Annotated in this window: 20 protein-coding genes, 1 tRNA gene and 2 pseudogenes; 16 read left to right on the forward strand and 7 right to left on the reverse strand. The window is 60.9% G+C overall.

Going from position 1 to position 21,748, the window contains the following annotated elements; genetic code table 11:
• Positions 1-124 precede the first annotated feature (124 nt).
• From murA to ACVILH_RS10585, 10 genes are all read left to right on the forward strand, one after another.
• The gene (gene murA, locus ACVILH_RS10540; RefSeq protein ID WP_456712837.1) at positions 125-1,414 is read left to right on the forward strand and encodes a UDP-N-acetylglucosamine 1-carboxyvinyltransferase; all 1,290 of its coding nucleotides are present in this window, start codon (positions 125-127) and stop codon (positions 1,412-1,414) included.
• A gap of 15 nt (positions 1,415-1,429) precedes the next feature.
• Positions 1,430-1,873 carry a DUF2948 family protein gene (locus ACVILH_RS10545; RefSeq protein WP_456712838.1) on the forward strand — a complete coding sequence of 148 codons (444 nt, stop codon included), beginning with the start codon at positions 1,430-1,432 and terminating at the stop codon, positions 1,871-1,873.
• An 87-nt stretch (positions 1,874-1,960) separates the two neighbouring features.
• Positions 1,961-3,256 (forward strand): histidinol dehydrogenase, encoded by a 1,296-nt coding sequence (gene hisD, locus ACVILH_RS10550; protein WP_456712839.1) that lies wholly within the window; start codon positions 1,961-1,963, stop codon positions 3,254-3,256.
• A complete protein-coding gene (locus ACVILH_RS10555; RefSeq protein ID WP_456712840.1) occupies positions 3,253-3,759 on the forward strand; it encodes a UPF0262 family protein in 507 nt (168 codons plus the stop codon). Before hisD ends, ACVILH_RS10555 begins: the two co-directional genes overlap by 4 nt.
• Positions 3,760-3,813: 54 nt before the next feature.
• Positions 3,814-4,284 carry an arsenate-mycothiol transferase ArsC gene (locus tag ACVILH_RS10560; RefSeq protein WP_006613055.1) on the forward strand — a complete coding sequence of 157 codons (471 nt, stop codon included), beginning with the start codon at positions 3,814-3,816 and terminating at the stop codon, positions 4,282-4,284.
• Between the two features lie 179 nt (positions 4,285-4,463).
• Positions 4,464-5,093: a Maf-like protein gene (locus ACVILH_RS10565; protein WP_008962300.1), complete on the forward strand. Its 630-nt coding sequence runs from the start codon at positions 4,464-4,466 to the stop codon at positions 5,091-5,093.
• A gap of 105 nt (positions 5,094-5,198) precedes the next feature.
• The gene (yacG, locus tag ACVILH_RS10570) at positions 5,199-5,396 is read left to right on the forward strand and encodes a DNA gyrase inhibitor YacG (RefSeq protein ID WP_456712841.1); all 198 of its coding nucleotides are present in this window, start codon (positions 5,199-5,201) and stop codon (positions 5,394-5,396) included.
• A 173-nt stretch (positions 5,397-5,569) separates the two neighbouring features.
• Positions 5,570-5,645 (forward strand) — tRNA-Phe (locus ACVILH_RS10575).
• Positions 5,646-5,848: 203 nt separating this feature from the next.
• Positions 5,849-6,061 carry an Arm DNA-binding domain-containing protein gene (locus tag ACVILH_RS10580; RefSeq protein ID WP_456712842.1) on the forward strand — a complete coding sequence of 71 codons (213 nt, stop codon included), beginning with the start codon at positions 5,849-5,851 and terminating at the stop codon, positions 6,059-6,061.
• Between the two features lie 37 nt (positions 6,062-6,098).
• A complete protein-coding gene (locus tag ACVILH_RS10585) occupies positions 6,099-7,139 on the forward strand; it encodes a tyrosine-type recombinase/integrase (RefSeq protein WP_456712843.1) in 1,041 nt (346 codons plus the stop codon).
• A 1,339-nt stretch (positions 7,140-8,478) separates the two neighbouring features.
• Here ACVILH_RS10585 and cas7c read toward each other — a convergent pair.
• The 4 genes from cas7c to ACVILH_RS10605 all read right to left on the reverse strand — a co-directional run bounded on the left by cas7c (position 8,479) and on the right by ACVILH_RS10605 (position 12,593).
• The gene (gene cas7c / locus ACVILH_RS10590; protein ID WP_456712844.1) at positions 8,479-9,429 is read right to left on the reverse strand and encodes a type I-C CRISPR-associated protein Cas7/Csd2; all 951 of its coding nucleotides are present in this window, start codon (positions 9,427-9,429) and stop codon (positions 8,479-8,481) included.
• Positions 9,426-11,204 (reverse strand): type I-C CRISPR-associated protein Cas8c/Csd1, encoded by a 1,779-nt coding sequence (cas8c, locus tag ACVILH_RS10595; protein WP_456712845.1) that lies wholly within the window; start codon positions 11,202-11,204, stop codon positions 9,426-9,428. Before cas8c ends, cas7c begins: the two co-directional genes overlap by 4 nt.
• Positions 11,201-11,908, reverse strand: a complete 708-nt coding sequence (gene cas5c, locus ACVILH_RS10600) for a type I-C CRISPR-associated protein Cas5c (RefSeq protein ID WP_456712846.1) — start codon at positions 11,906-11,908, stop codon at positions 11,201-11,203. Before cas5c ends, cas8c begins: the two co-directional genes overlap by 4 nt.
• 514 nt (positions 11,909-12,422) lie before the next feature.
• Positions 12,423-12,593, reverse strand: coding sequence for a hypothetical protein (locus tag ACVILH_RS10605; RefSeq protein ID WP_456712847.1), 171 nt, complete (start codon positions 12,591-12,593; stop codon positions 12,423-12,425).
• A gap of 343 nt (positions 12,594-12,936) precedes the next feature.
• On the opposite strand from ACVILH_RS10605, the gene ACVILH_RS10610 reads away from it, so the two are divergent.
• Positions 12,937-13,389, forward strand: a complete 453-nt coding sequence (locus ACVILH_RS10610; protein ID WP_456712848.1) for an ATPase, T2SS/T4P/T4SS family — start codon at positions 12,937-12,939, stop codon at positions 13,387-13,389.
• Positions 13,390-14,342: 953 nt separating this feature from the next.
• On the opposite strand, the gene ACVILH_RS10615 is transcribed toward ACVILH_RS10610, so the two are convergent.
• The gene (locus ACVILH_RS10615) at positions 14,343-14,474 is read right to left on the reverse strand and encodes a hypothetical protein (protein ID WP_456712849.1); all 132 of its coding nucleotides are present in this window, start codon (positions 14,472-14,474) and stop codon (positions 14,343-14,345) included.
• A 1,201-nt stretch (positions 14,475-15,675) separates the two neighbouring features.
• On the opposite strand from ACVILH_RS10615, the gene ACVILH_RS10620 reads away from it, so the two are divergent.
• From ACVILH_RS10620 to ACVILH_RS10630, 3 genes are all read left to right on the forward strand, one after another.
• On the forward strand, positions 15,676-16,275 hold the full coding sequence (locus tag ACVILH_RS10620; RefSeq protein WP_456716934.1) for a DUF2939 domain-containing protein: 600 nt from the start codon (positions 15,676-15,678) through the stop codon (positions 16,273-16,275).
• Between the two features lie 250 nt (positions 16,276-16,525).
• On the forward strand, positions 16,526-16,675 hold the full coding sequence (locus tag ACVILH_RS10625) for a hypothetical protein (RefSeq protein WP_456712850.1): 150 nt from the start codon (positions 16,526-16,528) through the stop codon (positions 16,673-16,675).
• A 191-nt stretch (positions 16,676-16,866) separates the two neighbouring features.
• Positions 16,867-17,262 carry a hypothetical protein gene (locus tag ACVILH_RS10630; RefSeq protein WP_456712851.1) on the forward strand — a complete coding sequence of 132 codons (396 nt, stop codon included), beginning with the start codon at positions 16,867-16,869 and terminating at the stop codon, positions 17,260-17,262.
• A 100-nt stretch (positions 17,263-17,362) separates the two neighbouring features.
• Here ACVILH_RS10630 and ACVILH_RS10635 read toward each other — a convergent pair whose 3' ends face one another.
• Positions 17,363-18,298, reverse strand: a complete 936-nt coding sequence (locus ACVILH_RS10635; RefSeq protein ID WP_456712852.1) for an FkbM family methyltransferase — start codon at positions 18,296-18,298, stop codon at positions 17,363-17,365.
• Between the two features lie 668 nt (positions 18,299-18,966).
• Here ACVILH_RS10635 and ACVILH_RS10640 point away from each other — a divergent pair.
• On the forward strand, positions 18,967-20,331 hold the full coding sequence (locus ACVILH_RS10640) for a rhamnosyltransferase WsaF family glycosyltransferase (RefSeq protein ID WP_456712853.1): 1,365 nt from the start codon (positions 18,967-18,969) through the stop codon (positions 20,329-20,331).
• Between the two features lie 127 nt (positions 20,332-20,458).
• Positions 20,459-21,172, forward strand: a pseudogene (locus ACVILH_RS10645) (transposase); the annotation flags it as partial.
• Between the two features lie 304 nt (positions 21,173-21,476).
• On the opposite strand, the pseudogene ACVILH_RS10650 reads toward ACVILH_RS10645, so the two are convergent.
• Positions 21,477-21,723: pseudogene (locus ACVILH_RS10650) on the reverse strand (transposase); the annotation flags it as partial.
• Positions 21,724-21,748 lie beyond the last annotated feature (25 nt).

A 21,748-nucleotide genomic window follows, 5' to 3' on the forward strand; every position in this document is an offset into this window, starting at 1 on the left:
TGCGGTGATGGGGATGAATTCCCGGAGGTTGCGAGCTGCCGTTGCCAACCCATCAAATCGCCGTAATGTCGGTCCTGTTGCGCCAACCTTAGGCAAATCTCCCGGCCAGCTCAGCAGGACCAGCATGGATCGCATTCGCATCGTCGGCGGCAACCCGCTCCACGGCACCATCCCGATTTCGGGCGCAAAGAACGCTGCCCTGCCGCTGATGATCGCGGGTCTTCTGACGCCGGAGACGCTGATCCTGGACAACGTCCCCCGGCTCGCCGACGTTGCGCAGCTGCAGCGCATTCTCGGCAATCACGGCGTGGACATCATGTCCGTCGGCAAGCGCCCGGGCGACGGTCAGTACCAGGGCCAGACCTTGCAGATCTCGGCGGCCAACATCATCGACACCACGGCGCCGTACGAGCTGGTGTCGCGGATGCGCGCCAGCTTCTGGGTGATCGCGCCGCTGCTCGCGCGCATGCACGAGGCACGGGTGTCGCTGCCCGGCGGCTGCGCCATCGGCACGCGGCCGGTGGATCTCCTGATCATGGCCCTGGAGAAGCTCGGCGCCAGCATCGACATCGATGCCGGCTATGTCGTCGCCAAGGCGCCCGGTGGACTGCGCGGCGGCACGATCGATTTCCCCAAGGTCACCGTCGGCGGCACCCACGTCGCCGTCATGGCCGCGAGCCTTGCCAAGGGCACGACCGTGATCACCAACGCCGCCTGTGAGCCGGAGATCACCGATCTCGCCGACTGCCTCAACAAGATGGGCGCGCGCATCACCGGCGCTGGCACCCCTGTTATCGAGATCGAAGGCGTGGCGTCTCTGCACGGCGCGCGGCATACGGTGCTGCCGGATCGCATCGAGGCGGGCACCTATGCGATTGCCACTGCGATGACCGGCGGCGACGTGCATCTCGCCGGCGCGCGGCCGGAGCTGCTGCAGTCGGCGCTCGACGTGCTGGCCGAAGCCGGTGCCGAGATCTCGAGCGATGCCGATGGCATTCGCGTCGTGCGCAACGGCCACGGCATCCGTCCGGTGCAGGTCACCACCGCGCCGTTTCCCGGCTTCCCGACCGACCTCCAGGCCCAGTTGATGGCGCTGATGGTCCGGGCGCAGGGGGCGTCGGCGATCACCGAGACCATCTTTGAGAACCGTTTCATGCACGTCCAGGAACTCGCCCGCTTCGGCGCGCGTATCAGTCTGGACGGCGAGACCGCGCGGATCGAGGGCATCTCGACCCTGCGCGGCGCGCCTGTCATGGCGACCGATCTGCGCGCCTCGGTGTCGCTGGTGATCGCAGGCCTGGCGGCGGAAGGCGAGACCATGATCAACCGCGTCTACCATCTCGATCGCGGCTTCGAGCGCTTGGAAGACAAGCTGAAGGCCTGCGGCGCCACGATCGAGCGCATCCGCGAATGAGATGAGGATGATGTCGTGACCGACCGGCTCAAACTGATCGCGCTCGACGCCGACGATCTCGCCGTGATCTCCGCCCATGTGCAGGATGCGCGGGTGCAGCCGGCCGACATCATCTGGCGCCAGGCCGAGAAGCGGCTGGTCATCGGCATGAACCGGCTCGACTGGGAGCAGGCGCTGCACGGCGAGAACGAGCCGCGCCGGCTGCTGGCCGCATTGCGCTTCGACCGGGTGCTCGCCTGCAAATCGCGCCGCATCGACCTTGCCGCGCCCGATGCCGCGCTGGAGCTGATCGGCATCGAATTCCACGCCGGAGCCGAGGCGCCCGCCGGCAGCGCGCTTCTGCTGTTCTCCCATGGCGGCGCGCTGCGGCTCGATGTCGAATGCCTGGAATGCGAGCTGACCGATCTCGGTGCCGACGATCTCGGCACCTCCGACGACGTGCCGCCGCTGACCGGGTAGGGGCCGGTTCAAAGGGTTGACGGCCCCGCGCTGCCGCGCCATTGAGCAGGGGGTCTGGGGCAGCCACCCCTTCGGAAAGTGCCAGAGATGCCCATTCGCCTGTCGCGCGCCAGCGCCGATTTCGACACCCAGTTTCGGCAGTTTCTCGCCGCCAAGCGCGAGGTCTCCGCCGACGTCGAAGCCGCCGCCCGCGCCATCGTCGACGACGTCGCCAAACGGGGCGATGCGGCGCTGCTCGAGGCGACGGCCAAGTTCGACCGTCTTGAGCTGACCCCCGCCACGCTGCGCGTCACGCCCGATGAAATCCAAGCCGCGGTCAAGGCCTGCGACGCTGCGACCGTCGATGCGCTGACATTCGCCCGCGACCGCATCGAGGCCTTCCATCTCAAGCAGCTGCCGTCCGACCAGCGCTTTACCGACGCCGCCGGCGTCGAGCTCGGCTGGCGCTGGAGCGCGATCGAATCCGCCGGTCTCTACGTCCCCGGCGGCACCGCGGCCTATCCGTCCTCGGTGCTGATGAACGCCATTCCCGCCAAGGTCGCCGGCGTCGGCCGGCTCGTGATGGTGGTGCCGGCGCCCGACGGCAAGCTCAACCCGCTGGTGCTGGCGGCCGCGCATCTCGGCGGCGTCTCCGAGATCTACCGCGTCGGCGGCGCGCAGGCCGTGGCCGCTCTCGCCCATGGCACCGCGACGATCGCCCCCGTCACCAAGATCGTCGGCCCCGGCAATGCCTATGTCGCCGCCGCCAAGCGGCTGGTGTTCGGCAAGGTCGGCATCGACATGATCGCAGGCCCCTCCGAGGTGCTGGTCATCGCCGACGACAGCGGCAATGCCGACTGGATCGCCGCCGACCTGCTCGCCCAGGCCGAGCACGATTCCAGCGCGCAATCGATCCTGATCACCGACAGCCGCCGCCTCGCCGATGACGTCGCCCGCGCTGTCGAAGGCCAGCTCAAGACCTTGCCCCGCGCCGCGATCGCCGGTGCGTCCTGGGCCGATTTCGGCGCCATCATCGAGGTCGACACCCTCGACCAGGCCGTGCCGCTCGCGGATGCCATCGCCGCAGAGCATCTCGAGATCATGACAGCCGACCCAGATGCCTTCGCCACGAAGGTTCGCAATGCCGGTGCCATCTTCCTCGGCGCGCACACGCCGGAGGCGATCGGCGACTATGTCGGCGGCTCCAATCATGTGCTGCCGACCGCGCGCTCCGCGCGGTTCTCCTCCGGTCTCGGCGTGCTCGACTTCATGAAGCGCACGTCGCTGTTGAAATGCGGTCCGGACCAGTTGCGCGCGCTGGGGCCAGCGGCGATGACTCTGGGAAAGGCCGAGGGTCTCGACGCCCATTCACGCTCCGTGGGAATACGCCTCAATCTGCCATGACCCAGCACCCGCCAGGCGACGACCGGACCAATCGCATCGTGGCGGTGACGCTCGACGAGGAGTCGATCGGCCGCTCCGGTCCGGATATCGAGCATGAGCGGGCGATCGCGATCTACGATCTCGTCGAGGAAAACCTGTTCGCGCCCGAGGGCGCCGACGGCACCGGTCCGTTCACCTTGCATCTCGGCATCACCGCCAACCGGCTGATGTTCGAGATCCGCCGCGAGGACGGGACGCCCGTCGTCACGCATTTGTTGTCGCTGTCGCCGTTCCGGCGGATCGTGAAGGACTATTTCATGATCTGCGACAGCTACTACCAGGCTATCCGCACCGCCACGCCCGACAAGATCGAGGCGATCGACATGGGCCGCCGCGGCATCCATGACGAGGGCTCGCGCACGTTGCAGGAGCGGCTCAAGGGCAAGGTGCGGGTCGATTTCGAGACCTCGCGCCGGCTGTTCACTTTGATCACGGTGCTGCACTGGAAGGGCGAGGGCCAGTGACGCCGCGCGCTCAGCCTTGCGCGTCCTGCCGTCCGGCCAAGGGCGCCTAGACGCATGGCCGAGGGGCCGCCGCGCGCGCGCCAGCCGCAGGCGGTGCTGTTCGCCTGCGGGCAGAACAGCGTGCGCTCGCCGATGGCCGAGAGCCTGCTGCGGCAGATGTTTCCGCATGCGCTCTACGTCCGCTCCGCCGGCGTCAAGAAGGGCGAGCTCGATCCGTTCGCGGTCTCCGTGATGGCCGAACTCGGCCAGGACATCTCGCAGCACAAGCCCACCACCTTCGAGGAGCTCGAGGACTGGGAGGGCCTGAACTTCGACCTCATCATCACCCTCTCTCCGGAAGCGCACCACAAGGCCCTCGAGCTGACCCGCACCATCGCCGCCGACGTCGAATATTGGCCGACGCCGGATCCCACCAATACCGACGGCAACCGCGAGCAGAAGCTGTCGGCCTATCGCGAGGTCTGCGACGGCCTGTTCACGCGGATCCGCAAGCGCTTCGCCAAGCCCGGCCCGGCCGGGTTGTAGTTCCAAGTTCCCCACCTCTGTCATCGAACCGAAATACCAGCGTCGTCCCGCGCTCAAACGAAGCGCTTAGAGCAGGCCTGTCGCAGCCTTGTCGCAGTCTCCGGGTTGTGGAATGGCACCCCTTCCGATAGGTTCCGCGCGCCCGCCCCGCCGTTTCCGAATCCCTCAGCGAAATCAGCATGCTCGGCCGTCCGAAAATCGTTCTTGCATCCGGTTCGCCCCGGCGTCTGGCGCTGCTCAACCAGGCCGGCATCGAGCCCGACGCGCTGCGTCCCGCCGATGTCGACGAGACGCCGAAGCGCGGCGAGCTGCCGCGCGCCTGCGCCAACCGCCTGGCGCGGGCCAAGGCCGATGCGGCGCTGAAATCCGTCCAGCTCGACGACGAGCTGCGCGGCTCCTTCATCATCTCCGCCGACACCGTCGTCGCGGTCGGCCGCCGCATTCTGCCCAAGGCCAATCTGGTCGACGAGGCCTCGCAGTGCCTGCGCCTGCTGTCCGGCCGTAACCACCGCGTCTATACCGCGATCACCTTGGTGACGCCGAAGGAGGCGTTCCGTCAGCGCCTGGTTGAGACCCGCGTCCGCTTCAAGCGCCTCAGCGAGGACGACATCCAGGCCTATATCGGCTCCGGCGAATGGCGCGGGAAGGCCGGCGGCTACGCCGTGCAGGGCATCGCCGGCTCGTTCGTGGTCAAGATGGTCGGCTCCTACACCAACGTCGTCGGCCTGCCGCTGTACGAGACCACGACCCTGCTCGCCGGCGAGGGCTTTCCGATCCGCTTCGGGTGGCTGAACACCGTCGGCGTCTGAGGCGGCCTTTTGGACCGGGCATGATCCTCCCGGACAACCGGGGCTCGACGTTCCGGATCATGCTCGGGGGATGCATTGGGCCGCGCGGTCGCCTAGATAGCGGCCATGTCCAACGAATCGCCTCAACCGAACACCGCAGCCGCGGCCAAACCGATCCGCCGCTGCCCGATCTGCAACCGCCCCGCCGCGGAGGCCTCGCGCCCGTTCTGCTCGCCGCGCTGCCGCGACGTCGACCTCAATCGCTGGCTCAGCGGCTCCTATGTCATCCCGGCCACCGAAGGCGACGAGGACGACGTCGAATAGCGCCGTGTTTTCATGGCCTTGCCCCGGCGGTGCCCGCCGTCCGGCAGCGGTCCCGGGGCGTTCCGCGCAACTGCGAAAGGAATGTGAAAACTTCGCGCTTGGGCGGTAGACAGCACCGTCTCGTCCCACTATAACCCGCCGGCTCGTTGGGCTTTTGGCCCCGCACGAGACCTGCCCAGGTAGCTCAGTTGGTAGAGCATGCGACTGAAAATCGCAGTGTCGGTGGTTCGATCCCGCCCCTGGGCACCATCAGCCTTTCCGGACCTGTTCTGATCTGTCCGCCGGCGTTCGCGAACCCGCAAGAATCGCCATAAAATCAGACACTTCCTCGTTTATTGACGCCCGGTACGGTTCGCGATCGTTCGGTGGCATCCGGCTCATTTGGGTACACTGTAGGTACACTGGAGAGGCCGGGTACACTGGAGGGCCGCGCGATTGCGAGGGCGTCTTCCATGGATGAACTGAGCGATACCAAGATCCGCAACGCGGCGCCGGCGGCGAAGGAATACGCCATGGCCGACGGTCAGGGCTTGAGCGTCGTCGTGCGGCCAAATGGAACTAAGCTCTGGCTTTTTCGCTACCGCTTCGGCGGCAGGCGCAAGAACATGTCTTTCGGCACCTTCCCATCCGTGGGGCTAAAGGCCCGCGCGCGAAAAGCGCCATGACGCAGAGAAGCTGCTCGACCAAGGTGCGGATCCCGTCGTGGTGCGCGAGGCCAATCGGCAGGAGGACGAGAAGCTCAAGCACACCTTCCGGGCCGTCGGCGAAGAATGGGTGAAAGCGAAGCTCGAAAAGGAGAACAAGGCAAAGGCAACGATCAAGCGAGAGCGGTGGAACCTGGATCAGCTCTACCGCGAGCTCGGTGACCGTCCTCTGTCAGAAATAGCTCCGCCGGAGTTGCTGACAGCCTTGCGCCGCGTCGAGGCTCGCGGCCGCTTCTACACCGTGGGACGTCTGCGATCGACCGCATCGCGGGTGTTTCAGTTCGGCGTGGGCGCCTCGTATTGCAGCAGCGATCCCACCCGGGACTTGAAGCACGCGCTCACCAAGGCACCCAAGGGCAACCCGCGCCCCGCGCTGACCGATCCCGATGACGTTGGTGACCTGATGCGCCGGATAGAGGTCTATGACGCCAAGAACGGAGGGTTGGTCCGTTACGCGCTCAAGCTGATTGCTTTGACCATGGTCCGGCCAGGTGAGTTGCGGCTGGCCGAGTGGACGGAGTTCGACGAGGCAAATTGCATCTGGGTGATCCCCGCCAAGAAGATGAAGATGCGAGACGATCACGAGGTCCCGCTCGCGCGTCAGGCGCTGGCTATTCTGGCGGAGCTACGGCCATTGACTGGACGCGGCCGCTATTTGTTTTCCTATAACGACGGTGTCCCGATGTCCGACAACACGATCAATAAGGCGCTGAGGATCATGGGCTACGACACCGGCCCCGGTGGCGACCACTCCGCGCACGGGTTCCGCTCCAGCGCTTCGACCTTGCTAAATGAAGAAGGCCTGTTCGACGGCGATGTGGTCGAAGCACAGCTCGCCCACGAAACGGATGAAAAGAAGCGGCGACGTCGAGATGAGGTTGTGCGGCGCCAGCTTGCCAAGGGCGACAAGAACAAGATACGGGGCATCTACAACCGGGCAGCCTATTGGGGCGAGCGCGTGCGCCTAATGCAACACTGGGCTGATCGTCTGGATCACTTGCGCGAGAGAGCCGCTGAGCCGCTGCGCAAGTCCGGCTGAACCACAGCTCGAGACGCAACCCGCGGCAGGGAGGCGTGATACTCATCAATGCTATCGAGATCAAGAAGTGTCTTGCCACCCATCTTGTACGCCCTGATTCGTTCTTGCGCGATCAGCTCATAGGCTTTCGTTTTACCGAACTTCCCATAGCTGCACCCGTCCCTGAACTCGGCCAAACGGCGCTGCTTGATGTCGTTGCCTACTACGCTCATAGATGTGCTCAGACCGCCTAGGTTAGCAGGGACACGGAGGCGCCCCGCAATGCGACTTCTCTTAGCTTAAAGCCCGGAGACTTCGGGCTAGGCAGTCAAAATGATGTAGCTCGAAAGTGGAAGGGTCCTGAGCCTCGATGCGTCTTTTGGATAGAGTGGCGTAGAAATTCATTCCGCCCAGAAGATTTGTTGCTAAGTGGACAACGATCGGTGTGTTCATCTACCGCACCCCGATCCAGAACAACTCGGGGGGCGGGCCTGCGTTGACGATTTCAGTGGATCAGAGGTCGCCCGGTGCGAAGCTTCAGTTTTCCAAAGGATGGGCCATAGAACGTCGACAAGAATGCCTCTCGTACATAAACGTTGAGATGCGATGGCTCTAAGTTTTGTAGCGCATTTGCTACTTCAGACTGCCTCAGTGACAGGTCCAACCGCTGTTTCCACGTATTCAGCCATCGAGGTTTTGAGGCAGCACTGCTACACCGGTAGGCAACTAGTGGTTTAGGTTAAGGCGTCTCCGGTCACGACCGGCCGCATTCAGCGGCCGTTGACTTGAACACGCTCGTGATCCGTCGACGACTGAGCCTCGTCCTAATGAGTACGCCGCTGCGAGCGGGGTGGTCCATTTCAATATCACTCTCGATCGTTATACAAGGGAGCCATCGCTTCATCGGCAACCGGTGCGACTGTAGCCATTGCCGCGGTTGGGAGGAAAAGTACATTCGTGGCTGCATTGACTACGATTCTGGAATGGCTCACTAAGAGATCAAGCCCTGATCAGGGTGCGGCCAGCGCGATCGCGGTCCTTCAGAGAGATAATCACTGACGATAAGACATCGACGTTGCTTTTTTACACGCAGAAATAACTGCGGCTTCTATATCCGCTCGATGTTCATAGGGCCTCCCGTGAGCTTGGTCTCTAGGAAATCCGTACAATCCCTGCACGTCAAAAAGACCATCCGCACGGCTGAATGGTTCGTTCAGGCCGTGCTCAGGGGATGGGCATGCGCGAACAATGCCACCTCCGATCAGGTTGCAGCGAAGGTACCCCTTTGGCTGCACTACATGATAAGATCGGAGGTGGGAATCGGGCCGTCGATGGTCCTGCCGTTTGTCCCACTCTCCGGTTACATCAGCTCAAGCACTTCGACCCCTCGGGGGAGGCGATTACGATCGACACTGACGGAGTAGTCGCAAAAACGCCGGGCGGGCGGCAGGTTGTCGAGAAGCTGACTATCGAGATCGTAGAGGTCTTCACAGAACTTGCGCTGGACAATGACACGATCAAACAGATCATGGGCTGGAGCATTGCCGATGGCTGAAGCGTGCTTGAACGCGACGATCTTGCGCGAGGACATCATTCCGCGTGCGGCAGATCGATCGTGCTCGAACATCGACTTCAGCGCATCGAAGAGGAGCTCGAGATCAGCCTGTGCGAAGCCGGTTCGCTCGGCGAGCTTGGCGTTGACGAAGATGTGTGCGCGATAAAGGCCATACGGGATAATGTGCTTCCGACCCATAGTGCGATTGTCAGCTCGCTCCTCGCTGTCCACCCCCTGCACGCGTTCGCCTTTTTCTTTCTTGTTGGTCGCAGCCATGCGGGTGATGGAGATCTCCAGCGGCATCACGGGCTGGACCGAGCGCGCGAACGCCAGCTGAACAGGACCGCGGACTTGGCCGCAGTTTATACCGGTCGACATTACAGCGCCAAAGGTCCGGACATCGAAAAAATGGTCGCACATAAAGCGTGTTAATGCCTTCGCCTCGTGATCCTTGGGTTCCAGCTTGGCTGCGCTGATGACTCTTTCATCGTCTTTGCGCACTTGCAGATAGGCTTTGCGATGCTGTTCATTCAGAATGGCGCCCTCCTGAACGTAAATGCTGTACCGCGGCTCCGAGCTTCGAGTCAGCTCGACATAGTTTCTGATCTTACGCTTCAAGGATACATCGCTGACCAGTCCGACATTGGTCTCAGGATCGAGGCGGGGCATGTTGCCGGCGTCCGGGTCGCCGTTAGGATTGCCATCGGTGACGTCGAACAGAAAGACGATATCGTAGCGGTTCTCGATCGCAGTCATGCGTTGTTGTCCTTTAAAGCGCGTTCTGCTGACCTTTCGCAGGATCGAGGGAAGCGATGGCTGCGCTGGTGATAGTAGCCGAGCGCAAATAGGCCCTGCTGTTTGTCGGACAGGTGAGCCGGGAATGGATCGGCTCCCGGAGACAGCGTCTCCATGATTTCGCCGATTGCATTTTCGAGCGCGATACGAACACCTCTGCGTTCTACGCCAAACTTCGACAGGTGCGACCGAGATCCCCTATCCAGAATCGGAAAGATTCTTCGCGGCTGCGAGGCGGCGGCGCCATAGAATTTATCCTTGATCGTGGCGCTGACATTTTGCCCGAGCGCGGCGGTTTGAATCTGCTCATATAGGGCAAATAACCGTCCGAGCAGATAGCCCGGCTCCCTGTTGTCTGCGTCAAGCGACACTGGTATCTCCCGCGGGAATGAGCGTCCGAAGTTACGAATCAGAATGGATTTGATGATTGCGACGCGCAATCCGTTGACGTCGTGATCGGCACGAAGCCGCATCAACAACGTCGCGAGGAGCGTCAAAGGGTAGGGGGCGCCAGTCAGGATCGAGCGCATCCAGTCGCCGGCGAGGTTGGGAACAATGTTTTCGCTCTTCTTAAGGGTGGCTGTTTCAATCAAGAGCCGCCACATTGATGGCATCGACTCGCGAGGCGGTGGATCAATGCTCATACGACGAACGTGCTGTCCATAGCGCTCTGCAATCTTGCCGAAATCATCCTCGATATAGAAGCGGATCGACAGTCGAGCTTTATTGGGGGCAAGAGCGAGCACGAAAAAGCGTACGCCACCGGAAAGGTGGGGCGCGACTTTCACCAACGGAGCCCCGTTGCGGATTGCTCTTAATAATTCGCCGGCCTTGCTTGCCTCCAGCTTTTCATCGACGGCAAATAAGCTTGCGAAAACATTCTCCGCTTGCTCAGCTGCCTGCGGCTCCCCGGCCTCCGCCCAGAAGATGGTCGAGGCATCACCAATTTGAATCCGATTTCGGCTGCCTTTGGCCAAGAACCTGTTCAACGCTGTTGTATATGCAAATGCTGCCGACTCGGAGATGGGCGCATTGTCACCCTGCTCGTGCCCATAGGATTTGAACGCGTCGAGATTAAAAGAGACAATCGATGCTCCGCTCGTCTGCGCGTTCCAAACGCCTTTAATCGGCGGGTGCAGGCGAGCAATTGGACCATGCTTGCCGGTCACCAAGCAGATGCCGGACTGGGCCTCTGCCCCACGTGCAAGTCTGCCCCAGAGTTCACGTGCGACCGGTCGCTCATGAATTCTGATTCCTCTCCTTCGTTCGCTCTCCAACGCGAACACAACATTCGTATCTTTCATATATTCCGGCCAACCCAAGCGACAGAAGTCTTCCGGTCGCCAAGACTGCACAAATCTGAGGAGCGCTAGGAGTCCAACATCTTGCGTTTCAGACAGCATTCTCTTATGCAAGTCTCTAAATGCTTCCAGCCGAGAGGTCCCGGTCCTGTTATCGGAGGCTGTGACACCTAGCGCGTAGGCCGTGTTGTCCCATAGGAAGAAGGCCCTTGGCCTAGTGCCGGGACGTTTGAAGGCCGCAGGAACCGCCATCAAGCGTGCTGTCTCCTTCCGTCCATCACTCTCCCTGAGATCGATTGGTGGGGCGGCTGGTGTTCCGTCTGCATTCAAGGAAATCAGAAAGCTTATCTTTTCTTGAGAATAGCCGTAGGTCGGGACCTCGCCCCTCGACGCGAGCCGTTCATACGCGCGGACCAGTGATGCCAGGGCGCTCATCTGTGAATCTCCGGCGAGCCGGGCTGAGGCACTCTGACGACCCCCTTAACGAGCTTCGCTCGGAAGAAGAGCGATGAACGATCGCCAGCATGATCGATGTCCCAAAGCATGAAACCGAGGTCACGCGTTTCGCCAATCGCGCGTGGTGTCGGATCGCCAGCTTCGATCAGGCTGAATCGCGCAGTAAACTCGCGGTTGCCAAGTGCTGGCTGGTGGAAACACTGCCCCTTTCGTGCCCTGCGATTGAAGATGTCGAGATGCTTGCCGGCCGTCTCTGCGGCGTCGGCCCCTGGTCTTAGCTCCAACCGGGCCGCGATTACGTAGGCAACATCTGCTAGCAGGGTGGACGCACGCTGCTGGCGATCGTCCTCGACAATGAGGCCTAGGCCTTCGATCGACCCGGAGTTCATCGACTGTTTCACCCTTCTGGTCGACACCTTGCTGCCGACCTCATTTCTTCGCATCGAGTGGAAGCGGATCGGTTTCAAGACATGGATCTCTTCGACTATCCAACGAATCGCAGGTTTCCAGTGGATCGCTTCGAGGATTCCGCGCGCAGCCGAAGGTGTGATCACGTCATACGAGACGCGTTCGACCTTCATCTCCGGCCTCGTGAAGCAAGCATATTCACCGGAAACCAGGAGCCTCACGCCGTAGGACATGTCTTTTCTCAGAACTGTGGATTGAAATAAACGTGCATGCATGAGAACGCACGGTGAGCCCAAAAAGGCCGTCGATACCTTCGGTCGTGTGATCGGCTCATCAGGCCGGCGAAGTTGTCCTCGACGCTATCGACGAAGCGAATGTGTCCGTTGTTCGGGAATCCCCGTCCGTGTCTTAGCGCCACTTTCACGAGATATTGCTGCATGCGGCGCGCAACTCCTGGTTTCAGCCAGCTGCAGCGCAGACTAAGAAGTAGGAGACGGGCAAGGTCGCTGCCGGTGAGGATCATCCGCAGCAGTCCGCGACTGATGAGCCGGAACCTCTGAGCGAGCGTGTGATGAGAACAAGACGCATGCTTGAGCCGACTAGGAACGCGACCATCACCACCTCGCGGTTTTGCGAGTTTCTTATTCGCCCAAAAATTAAGATCGACGACGTCCTGGTCCCTTGCGCCAATAGACCTCTCCGAAATAGCCGGGCTGTGCCTCACGTGACAGCAGGTCGCTGCCATTGGCGGCCTTCCTCCGTTCCATCTCGCCGATAAAGCCCTTGATCTCACTCGGAGTCCTCTGGCGTGGCACGAAACACGGCGCCGAGTTTCGGTCGGCCGGACGCGATTGCGACGGCGGCTGCCTGGCTACGGATCAGCTCAAGGCCTGTCTCGGCCCGGTAGGAAAGTGAGAATTCGAAATCAAAGCCCGCTGCGACCAGGCTGGTGGAGGTCACCCGCCTCTCCTCGATGAAGGCTCCGTTTGATCTCGGGTAGAGTCGTGCGGCGATCCGCGGAAAATGTTCTGCATCCTCAGGTGGCAAAGATGTGCGGATCTCGCTGTTGTTGAACGCAGGCTGGACAGGACCGTCGCATCAAGATTGCGCTGAGTGGCAGGGACTTTCGCGTTTGACCTTTCCGACCACGCTTGGCGAAATCGTCATGCTGAGCGGGCTCGACCATAACCGCGCGACTCTCGATTTCGACGAACTCGGACCCGCCGACCAATAAGCCCCGACGCCCCGATCGCGGCTGCGGCAAACCGCCATTATCCTGGTCACTGAGCCCGTCGAAAAGACCGTGACGCTGAACAGCGCTGATCGCAACATATTCACGGTATACGGTTCGGTCGAGTACCGGATTCCTGGAGTCAATCAAGTGCAGGTGCAGTCTGTAACTGGTCAGACCTTCCTGTACACGCTGCTGGCGAGGATCCGGCAGGACACGGATCTCGCGATCTGCGACATAAAAAAAGCCGAGACGGACATTGCTGACTCTGCAATTGCTCGGCTGATCGACATCGGCGTCGAAAATTATCTTCCGGCCCCGAAGCTGAAGAACGTGATCACGCGCAAGCTGAAGCACAAACTCGGCCTGAATTGCACATCGTCTGATCCCAAGCGGGAAACCGGACGGACAACTCTGAAGGATCTGGTGAGGAGCCCCGAAGCCACCGTCCTTCACGTCGTATCGCACATGTTCCGACAAATTCTGAAACTGGGCAGCAAAATCAATGTGGAGCGGGCTCGTTAAGCGTCCCTTTGATGCGGCCTCGGTTCGCCGCTCTGTGGATTAGACGAGTTCACGGCCACATCAACGATGTTATAGCCGGACTCATTCAGCCAAGCGAGAACACGATCTGCCGTACCGTAGTCCCAGCTCGGGTATGATCTCGCGATGATGTCTCGCGGAGAAAGCCTGCGTCTGGCCAACGGTTTCGCAAAATTCTCGGACATTGTCGGCGCCATCAAAGAGTTTACTCAACAGCCCGCAAGTTAACTTTCTTTCGCCAATAATTCAACAGTTGAGCTGGAGGAGATTCTGCGGGACGCCTTTTCTGACATGCAGGCGCGCAGAGAACGTCCGATGGCTGCTCGCGAAAGTTGCTGAAATGCGCGGCCTCTCCTAGGTACTTGCTTTTCAGATCCATCCCATACTTTCGCGCTTGGGCTTCAGCTGCGTGAGCGTGAGCATTTGCTGTGGGCTTCGTATTGTCTGAAGGGATACGCTGAACTTCCGGTGGTCACGTTGAGCGGAGCGGGCCGACGTGTCGCTCCGGCGAGGCCGGCTTGCCAGGCAAGGCGCAGCGGTCTAGGGCTCACCTTGAGTTGAGCCTTCAGCTAATGCGGGTGTGCTGACGGAAGTGCCGAGCATAACAAGCGGCCCCGTTCGGACTATGAGGGAGGAGGTTAATCAGATCGATGATCGATGTAGCCCAGGAACGGCCTTGGACGCAGCCAGAAGGACACTGGACCGGGGACGGAGCCTGCTGATTCTTTGGCCAGCGCCAACCTCGGCGAAGACGATGCTGGTGGTGCATATGTCGCACGTATTGACAGGAGGCGAACGACCTCAGCGAAGAATACGACGACTGAATATAGAGCGGTAAAGGTTGGATCCGCTCAGGCGTAAGATTGGCCGCCGAGGGCCTTTCCGGACGTCTCCGTTGTCAACGTTGCATGGGAGGCGGCCGGATCAAGACGCGCCTAGAAAAACTCCTTCGATTCAAGCCAGGCATCGCTATCGATTAACCGCAGCAAATAGACGGATATAGCGGCAAAGCCGATTGTAAATGACGCCACAAGCGCCAAGGCGGTAACCATCCAACTCATCGCCATTCTGGCCCACTCCCGTCAAATTTCGACCTTAATGTACCATTGTTTCTAAACGAAAATCAACCCCGACGCGAAAATGACCGAGGGTTCCTGTGCCTGCACCTGACTGGATTATTCGGGATCGCTCGGGAACCAAGTGGACGCAGTCAGGGCGCGGCGGAGCGCTACTCGCAAGCCGGTGTCCTATCGAACGCACCTGAGTGACCAGGCGGCCGCGAGAAGGCGCAGCGAACGCCTTGCGTCCGCACCGCCGATCCTGGGCCGGATCTGTGAGACTTTCATCCCATAGAATCAAGCTGCGCCTCCCAGGTGATGTTGCAAGGACCTTCCACTTTTCCGACTTTGCCTGACAGTCGTGAACCGTCTCAGACCCATGTGCAGCGCGTCTCAAATGCCATTCTCGGACGACTTGGATCGTTCACGGCGGCAATCTGCATCGTCCAGAGGCTTCTTGGCTGTCAACGCTCCATCTACAGCCAGACATCTGCGGGGCCTTCTGGCCTGGAAGGGGGCAGCAGGTTCGCCGATGCCGGCGACTTCAAGGGCGCTGTGAGAATCTAGAATCGGCGGCACCAACGGCTCGCCGACCGCGAGCACCTGGCGGCTGGCAACGACCCGGTCATCGAATGCGCTCAGTCGACCGCATTAGGTCGTGGCCAAGCCGATGCCCGGCAGCCGGCCGACCGCCAAGCCGCCCAAGGACGTCGACGACGCCGCCGTGGCCGGCATCTGCTCGCCTGCAAACGGGCGGCGTTCTTGCCAACTGGTTCTGACCGGGCCCCCTCCCAACCCACTCATCAGAAGGAGACGATCATGTGAACCATCGTTCTTGTCGTCCCCGGCGCCAACGAGACGAAGGCGCTGGAGCGAGAAGATCGGCGCGCTGACGGTCCGGCAGGCCGGCGTACCTGACCAACCTCGACGTCGCCAGGCGCGAGATCGGCGAAGCGGTCGCAGCCATCCGGACCAAGGGCGCAAGACATCGAGACCTGGGCGCGCGACGAGTTATGCGCAAGGACTCCTTCGAGCTGGTCGTTGCGCGGATGGAGAAGAGCCTCGAGACGCGCGCGACAAGATCGACAAGCGCCTCGAACGCCCCGTCTAGAAGATCGATGGCAAGGACTGACGAAAACCCTCATCCCACCTCGCCATAGGGGGCGCGCATGGCGCTGGCGCTCGCGGCAGGCTTGCCTTGGAAGGAACCATGCCGTGCTCCGCGTATTGGAGCAAAGTGAGATGGTTCGTTGGAATAATCGCCTCTCTTGCCGTCTGCTCTGTGGCATATCTGGCTTGGGCCGTTGCGTCGTTTTCAGATCTGGCCGCGGCTGCTCGCCGCGGTGATGCAGAAGCGGTGATGGCGCGCACCAACTTGCCCCGGGTACGTCATGCGCTGGTGGATCAGATCGTGTCGGCCTATCTCCATAAGCTAGGGAGTGCGGGCCCGGTTCGTCCCTTCGAGCGGCTCGCTCTCACTACGTTTGGCGCAAGCGTCGCTGATGAGCTTGTCGGCAAGCTGATGACCCAGGATAACCTCTCCGCGTTGTTGAGAAGTGGCGAGTTCAAGGGGGAGCCCGACCTAGGCGTCATCCCTCCGCTCTCGAAATTTGACTTCTCCAATTTTGGAACATTGACTAGACGGATAGTGCTGGTGAAGCCTGTTGAGTTTTCTTATCGTCTCGGAGACGAAGAGGATTCCGGCAGCGTGAGCCTGCATTTGGAGGCGACGACTTGGAAATTGTCAGCCTTGAACTTGCCAAGCCGCACGCTGCAAAAGCTGGTCGGGCGGCTTCCCCTGCGTCCCTGACATAACGGTTGTGGACGACAGATCGAGATCCAGGGTGCTGAGGTCGATCTGCTGGGCGGCCAGATCAAGATGAATTGCGTGCCCATGGACCCCAGCAATATCGAAGCCTACGATCATCCGAACGCCGATGGCGTGTCGGCTTCCGTCACGCCGCTCAGCGACCGATCGTCGCTGCTGCTGCACGCGGATCCCACGCCTCTGCTGTGCGAGATTGGCCGCCCGATCCGCGAGAGAGCTGAGCCAGAAGATCATGACGGCGAAGATTTCGCAAACTCGGGACGTCGGCACGACGACCGGCAGCGAGAAGCTCGCTTGCGTCTCTGGCGGCGCCAACAAGACGATAACGCCGGGGGAGATCGCGAGCTATATTAGTGCGCCGGCGCTGGCCTTCGTCAACTAGACGATCGATGCTGCATCGAACATCATCACCAACCTCACTACGGCGATGTTTGCTGCCGGCGTGGTCGACAGCGACGGTACGCAGGCCGCGGCCGGCGACACCCAGCTCGCGAAGCGTGGACCCGTGCCACCGATCAGGACGCCTAGTCCGAGATTCCTGGTGCCTCAGACTGGGTGGAGCAGGGCACGACCTTGGCCGATACCGGCTGGGTCTGCGCCGCCGACCAGGGCGGCACACGACGTCGATCACATTCACCAGTTCGGCGGCTCCGGCGCTTTTATGGCGGCCGGGACGGCGATCAAAATATCGCCTGCGGCCACAGCCGATGTCTCGCTGAACACGCACAAGCTGACCAACGTGGTCGATCCGACGTTGGCGCAGGACGCAGCGAGGAGGAACTACGTCGAAGGCTGTGCCTGGACCAACTACACGCCGACCCCGGGCGCTATCTTAATCTCGGAAAGCGCTGCTTCGTCGGCCTCGCGATCAAGATCACCACCAAGAGAACGGGCGACACATTCGTGACGGCGACGCTGCCGTTCAATATAGTGGCGGACAGCCTCTTCGGCGGCAAAGCGCCCGGTTAGCGGAAAGCTGGTTGGCGCCGCTTTATAGGTCTCCGGAATACTATGGTAATCGCCAGCTATGGCGTCAGGAGCGAACATCGGCACCGTCTACGCTACAAATTCACTGCAGCCCTCGTGCTCGCCGCGCCGCGCCACAATGGCCAGGACACTCTCCGTGCTCCTCATGGCGGCTGTGCGCTGCTACAGCCGCTCGTTCGGCACGAAGATGAAATTCGCAATGGGATGCGCTCGTGTAATTTCCTCGACCAGCGGCCCGGCTAATCCGTAACCAATGCGGCCCCAAAATCCCCGTTACCTGCTCGAGGTTCGGTCGCTCGATCTCGATCCAGAGGATGGGGCGGAATTTCCGGATCGTCTGTTCTGCCCCTGACAAAGCATCGATTTCCCAGCCCTCAACGTCAATCTTAATGACGTCGCAATTTTCGAAACCAAAGCTGTCGAGCTTGTCTATGATCAATCCGCCGCCGGCGGAAGTGTCGGAGCCAATGTTGATGGCTGTACCGAAGTGCGTGCCGAATGGGTTTTCCGACATCCTCATCCCATGCTTGCACTCTTTGCCAATGCCGCAGTTGTGCAGATTTGCGACGCTCATCCCGTTCAGTCGGAAGTTCCTGGTCAGTAGCTCGAAGGTCGCAGTATTCGGTTCGAATGCGTGAACGCTCGCGGCCGCACAGCATTTGGCGAAGAAGACCGAGTGATTTCCGATGTGGGCGCCTACATCCAGGAATGTCATCTGGCTTTTCACAAACCGTTGCCGGAAATCGACCAGCTCCTTGATTTCGTAAAACGTCTCGCTCGTGAAGATGAAGTTCTGGATGCCGTCCGAATAAGGCTTTGGGACTGAAAGCTTGATCGGAACCCCCTCATATTGGAATTCAAGAACGCGCTCGGGCCCCAGTAGCTGTAGTTTTGTTAACATACGCAACTCTTCGAGCAAACTTCGCGCCGCGCGTATCTCTTGCGACATGTTTTTGACCTCTTCTTTCAGCGTCGCAATCTCATTCATCGCTTCGCCCGTCGCTTTGTTCGAAAACATACGTCTCACCCCTTTATGGAAACGCCGGTCTTTGTGCGCCACAGCCCATCGTTGTGTTAAGCCGATAAGGCTGCGCTCAGCGGCAGCATTGATAAAAAGCCGTGGTGAGGCTGGCTCGTCAACCACGAACCGCGCGTGCGTCAAATTTGCGCGCAGTCCTGTGTTGCGTAAGTACGATCAACTCCGTCTTCCCTTGTGGCTGGGCTCGACTCGCTGCGCGGCCGTAGCCGCTTTGGCCCGGCGAAAGTCTGGCCGTTGCCTCTGACAAGCAAATGCTCCCACGACGTCGCCTTTCCAGGCCGCGCGGCTGGCGCTGCGCGGCGGCGCCTTTGGCGCGGCCCAACCGGCTGTTCTGGCAGGACTTCATCCTTTAGCTCGTCCCGGTCGAGAGGGACCACGGCGCGCTTCGGCGGCCCGCGATCACCGGGCCGCTGTTCTGTTCGCGGTCGCGCGGCCGGCGCGTGCCGAGATCTCGGCCGGTGGCAGGGCGCCGCTCCCGCCGTCCAAAAATGGTATCATCCCTGATGCAGCCGGACGTGCCGACGGCCAGCTGCTGCGGCGAGGCCGACGCCTATTCGGTAGACCAGACCCACGTCCGCAACGGCAACGCTTCGTGATTTTCCTGTTGGAAACGACGTTTTTGGAATGTAACCTCTGACGACCTCAAAGTGGCTTTGGTGAAAATGTTTGCACAAGTGCGTGCCTGGTGGCGATATGCGAGGCAATGGGGATACACCAACGCCACAATCTACGGTCTGTACAAGCTTTCGCCGAAAAGGTTTGGGCTGTTAAAGGCAGCCGTTCAGAGGCAGTCAGCAGTTGAATTGATGGTGATGCATCAGGCGCAAGTGGCTCAACGGGCGGAGCCAAAGGCTGAGCCGACGTTTCCCTCAATCTACGACTTCAAACCATGGACAGAGTTTGGTGGTGTAGAGCACCCCCGCCGACATTACGGGGACAGATGCATCATATGGTTTGTCCCCGACTGGCTGAATGTCTGGGGTGGCGGCCATTACACGCTGTTTCGATTCGCAAATCACCTCGCGCAGGACGATACGAGGTGTGTGATCTTCGTCTACGATAATCATCGGCATACCACGCCGCATGCTCTGCAGCGCGAGCTGGATGCCGCGCTTCCTAATTGTAAAATTGAGGTCGTTGTTGACCCGAAGTTGCTGCCGGAATGTGCCGCTGCAATCGCCACGACGTGGCAGTCGGCGTATTCGGTACGAGCTTTCCCGTTTGCTAAGAGCAAATTCTACTTCATGCAAGACTATGAGAGCTTCTTCTACGCTTTCGGGTCGGCGTCGATGCAAGCGAATGCAACATACGGATTCGGCTTCTACGGCATAACCGGGGGAGGGTGGCTTAAAAGCAGGTACGAGTCGCACGGCGGATCTGCCATAGCTTATCGGTTTGCGGCCGACCGAAAGATCTTCTTCCCGAGGCGTGAGGACGGGCAAGTCAATCAGCAGGTGCGACGGCTGTTCTTCTACGGTAGGCCATCGACAGAGCGTCGATGCTATGAACTCGGAATGGCATCTCTGTACTTGATTTCGAAGAAGTATCCGGACCTTGAGATCGTAATTGCGGGACTTGATCTGCAATCGCCGCCGCCTTTTAAGGCAACCCTTGAGGGCAACATGAGCCTCAAGGAAACCGGTGACCTTTACCGAACCTGCGACATCGGAATGGCCTTTTCCGCTACCAACCTCTCGTATCTACCTGTCGAGCTGATGGCGTCGGGCGTTCCCGTTATCTCGAACAACGGTCCTCACGTCGAGTGGCACTGCCACCACGGCGTTAACTCGTGGCTCGTCGATCCCGTACCTCAGGCTGTACTTGAGGGTTTCGATCGACTGTACGAATCCAGAGAGTTGCGCCAGAAGTTGGTCGATGGTGGTTTGGAGACGATGGCATCGCTGTCCTGGGAAGATCAGATGACCAGAGTCGGGGACCATATCAAACGACTGATGATGGAGCAGTCGACCGCCCTGGAGAGAGACCGGGACGACGCGAGTAGCACACGCTGATCTATGATTGAGGCGGCCAACGTTGTGATTTTGCCTGTGTAACGGGACCGCGGCTCGGTAAGCATCACCTGGATGTGGGCAATTGCGCAGTTAACGGGTCGCTAGCTTCCCCAAATGGGAGGCGCGGCGCGAGATGATCGGCTTTGCCGCCCACAGCTCGGCGGAGCCGGAGGTTAAGGAGCTGACGACGGCATGGTTTACGGAGAGAACAGCCAGTATGGCCAGCTCCAGTGCAACTGCTACCGTCACCGGGTTTGGGAGGCGCGCGCACGCACTGTCGAACTGCGCATTCCACGCTGCGCAAGGGCTACTATTTCACGGGCTTTCTCAAACCAAGGCGGGTGGCGGAGAAGGCACTCAAGGCCCTGGTGCAGGAGGTCTATGTGTAGGGCGCCTCCACCCGTTCGATCGACGATCCGGTGCAGCCATGGGCATGAGCGGCATCTCCGATAGGGAAGTGTCGGGCTGTGTGCCGAGATCGACGGCAAGGTGACGGCCTTCCTCACGCGGCGTATGGGGGGGGCGCCTGGCCGTATTTGTTGATGGGCGCCACGTACGTGAAGGTGCGCCAGAACGGGCGCATCGTCTCGGTCGCGGTGATCATCGCGGCCGGGGCGACGGCCGGCGCGGGGTTCTCGGCGTGGAAATTGGTCCGTCCGAAGCCGAGATGTTCTGGAAGGCGTTCCTGCGCAAGCTCGAGCGGCGCGGCCTGCGTGAAGCGCATGAGGGGATCATGGCGACGGTCGCAAGGGTTCTCGGCGCCTCCTGGCCGCGCTCCCCGAACGCTTGTCGTCATAGGTCGCCACAGGCTTCAGCTTGCGCGGGCCGGGCTTGGGACCGCGCTTCCGGTTCAGCCCCTCCGGCCCATGCGCCTTCCAGGCCTTGATCCAGTCATGCAGAAGCTTCCCCGCTATGCCCAGCGGGCGACCGGCAGAACACCTTCGCCCCGCTCGACGCGCTTGATCGCCTTCAGTTTGTAAGCCGTCGGGAACTGACGGGTCTTTCCTCGTATCGCCACAGGTCATCCTCGGAATGCCTGTCACTGAAATTATCGTGTCTCACTTGAGGGGGGCAGTCCACCTGCGATATCAATTTATGACTTTCGATCTCGTCCCGCCGCGTGAAGTAGCTGAATGCGGTCGACCGCGGCCGTGCTGGACCGCCCACTCGTCGTTCTGCTCGAGCAGGATGGCGCCAAGCGTGCGGGTGATGGCGTCCCCGTCGGGGAAGATGCCGACCACTTTGGTTCGCCGCTTGACCTTGCCGTTGAGGCGTTGGGGCGGATTGGTCGAGTACAGGTTGACCCGACGCGCGGCGGGGAAGCTGATGTAGGCCACACGTCGTCTCGGCCTCATCGAGGAAGATCTGGAGCTTCGGCAATCTGGCGCGCAGCCACGCCTTTGCCCAGGAGGCTGCC

The sequence above is a fragment of the Bradyrhizobium sp. USDA 4353 genome (assembly GCF_054063215.1).

Coding starts and splice junctions, on each gene's coding strand:
- yacG (WP_456712841.1), top strand. CDS start 5,199: ATGTCCAACGAATCGCCTCAACCGAACACCGCAGCCGCGGCCAAACCG.
- ACVILH_RS10615 (WP_456712849.1), bottom strand. CDS start 14,474: ATGGCGATGAGTTGGATGGTTACCGCCTTGGCGCTTGTGGCGTCATTT.
- ACVILH_RS10580 (WP_456712842.1), top strand. CDS start 5,849: ATGGATGAACTGAGCGATACCAAGATCCGCAACGCGGCGCCGGCGGCG.
- cas7c (WP_456712844.1), bottom strand. CDS start 9,429: ATGACTGCGATCGAGAACCGCTACGATATCGTCTTTCTGTTCGACGTC.
- ACVILH_RS10620 (WP_456716934.1), top strand. CDS start 15,676: ATGCCGTGCTCCGCGTATTGGAGCAAAGTGAGATGGTTCGTTGGAATA.
- cas5c (WP_456712846.1), bottom strand. CDS start 11,908: ATGCATGCACGTTTATTTCAATCCACAGTTCTGAGAAAAGACATGTCC.
- ACVILH_RS10555 (WP_456712840.1), top strand. CDS start 3,253: ATGACCCAGCACCCGCCAGGCGACGACCGGACCAATCGCATCGTGGCG.
- ACVILH_RS10635 (WP_456712852.1), bottom strand. CDS start 18,298: ATGTTTTCGAACAAAGCGACGGGCGAAGCGATGAATGAGATTGCGACG.
- ACVILH_RS10565 (WP_008962300.1), top strand. CDS start 4,464: ATGCTCGGCCGTCCGAAAATCGTTCTTGCATCCGGTTCGCCCCGGCGT.
- murA (WP_456712837.1), top strand. CDS start 125: ATGGATCGCATTCGCATCGTCGGCGGCAACCCGCTCCACGGCACCATC.
- cas8c (WP_456712845.1), bottom strand. CDS start 11,204: ATGAGCGCCCTGGCATCACTGGTCCGCGCGTATGAACGGCTCGCGTCG.
- hisD (WP_456712839.1), top strand. CDS start 1,961: ATGCCCATTCGCCTGTCGCGCGCCAGCGCCGATTTCGACACCCAGTTT.
- ACVILH_RS10625 (WP_456712850.1), top strand. CDS start 16,526: ATGACGGCGAAGATTTCGCAAACTCGGGACGTCGGCACGACGACCGGC.
- ACVILH_RS10560 (WP_006613055.1), top strand. CDS start 3,814: ATGGCCGAGGGGCCGCCGCGCGCGCGCCAGCCGCAGGCGGTGCTGTTC.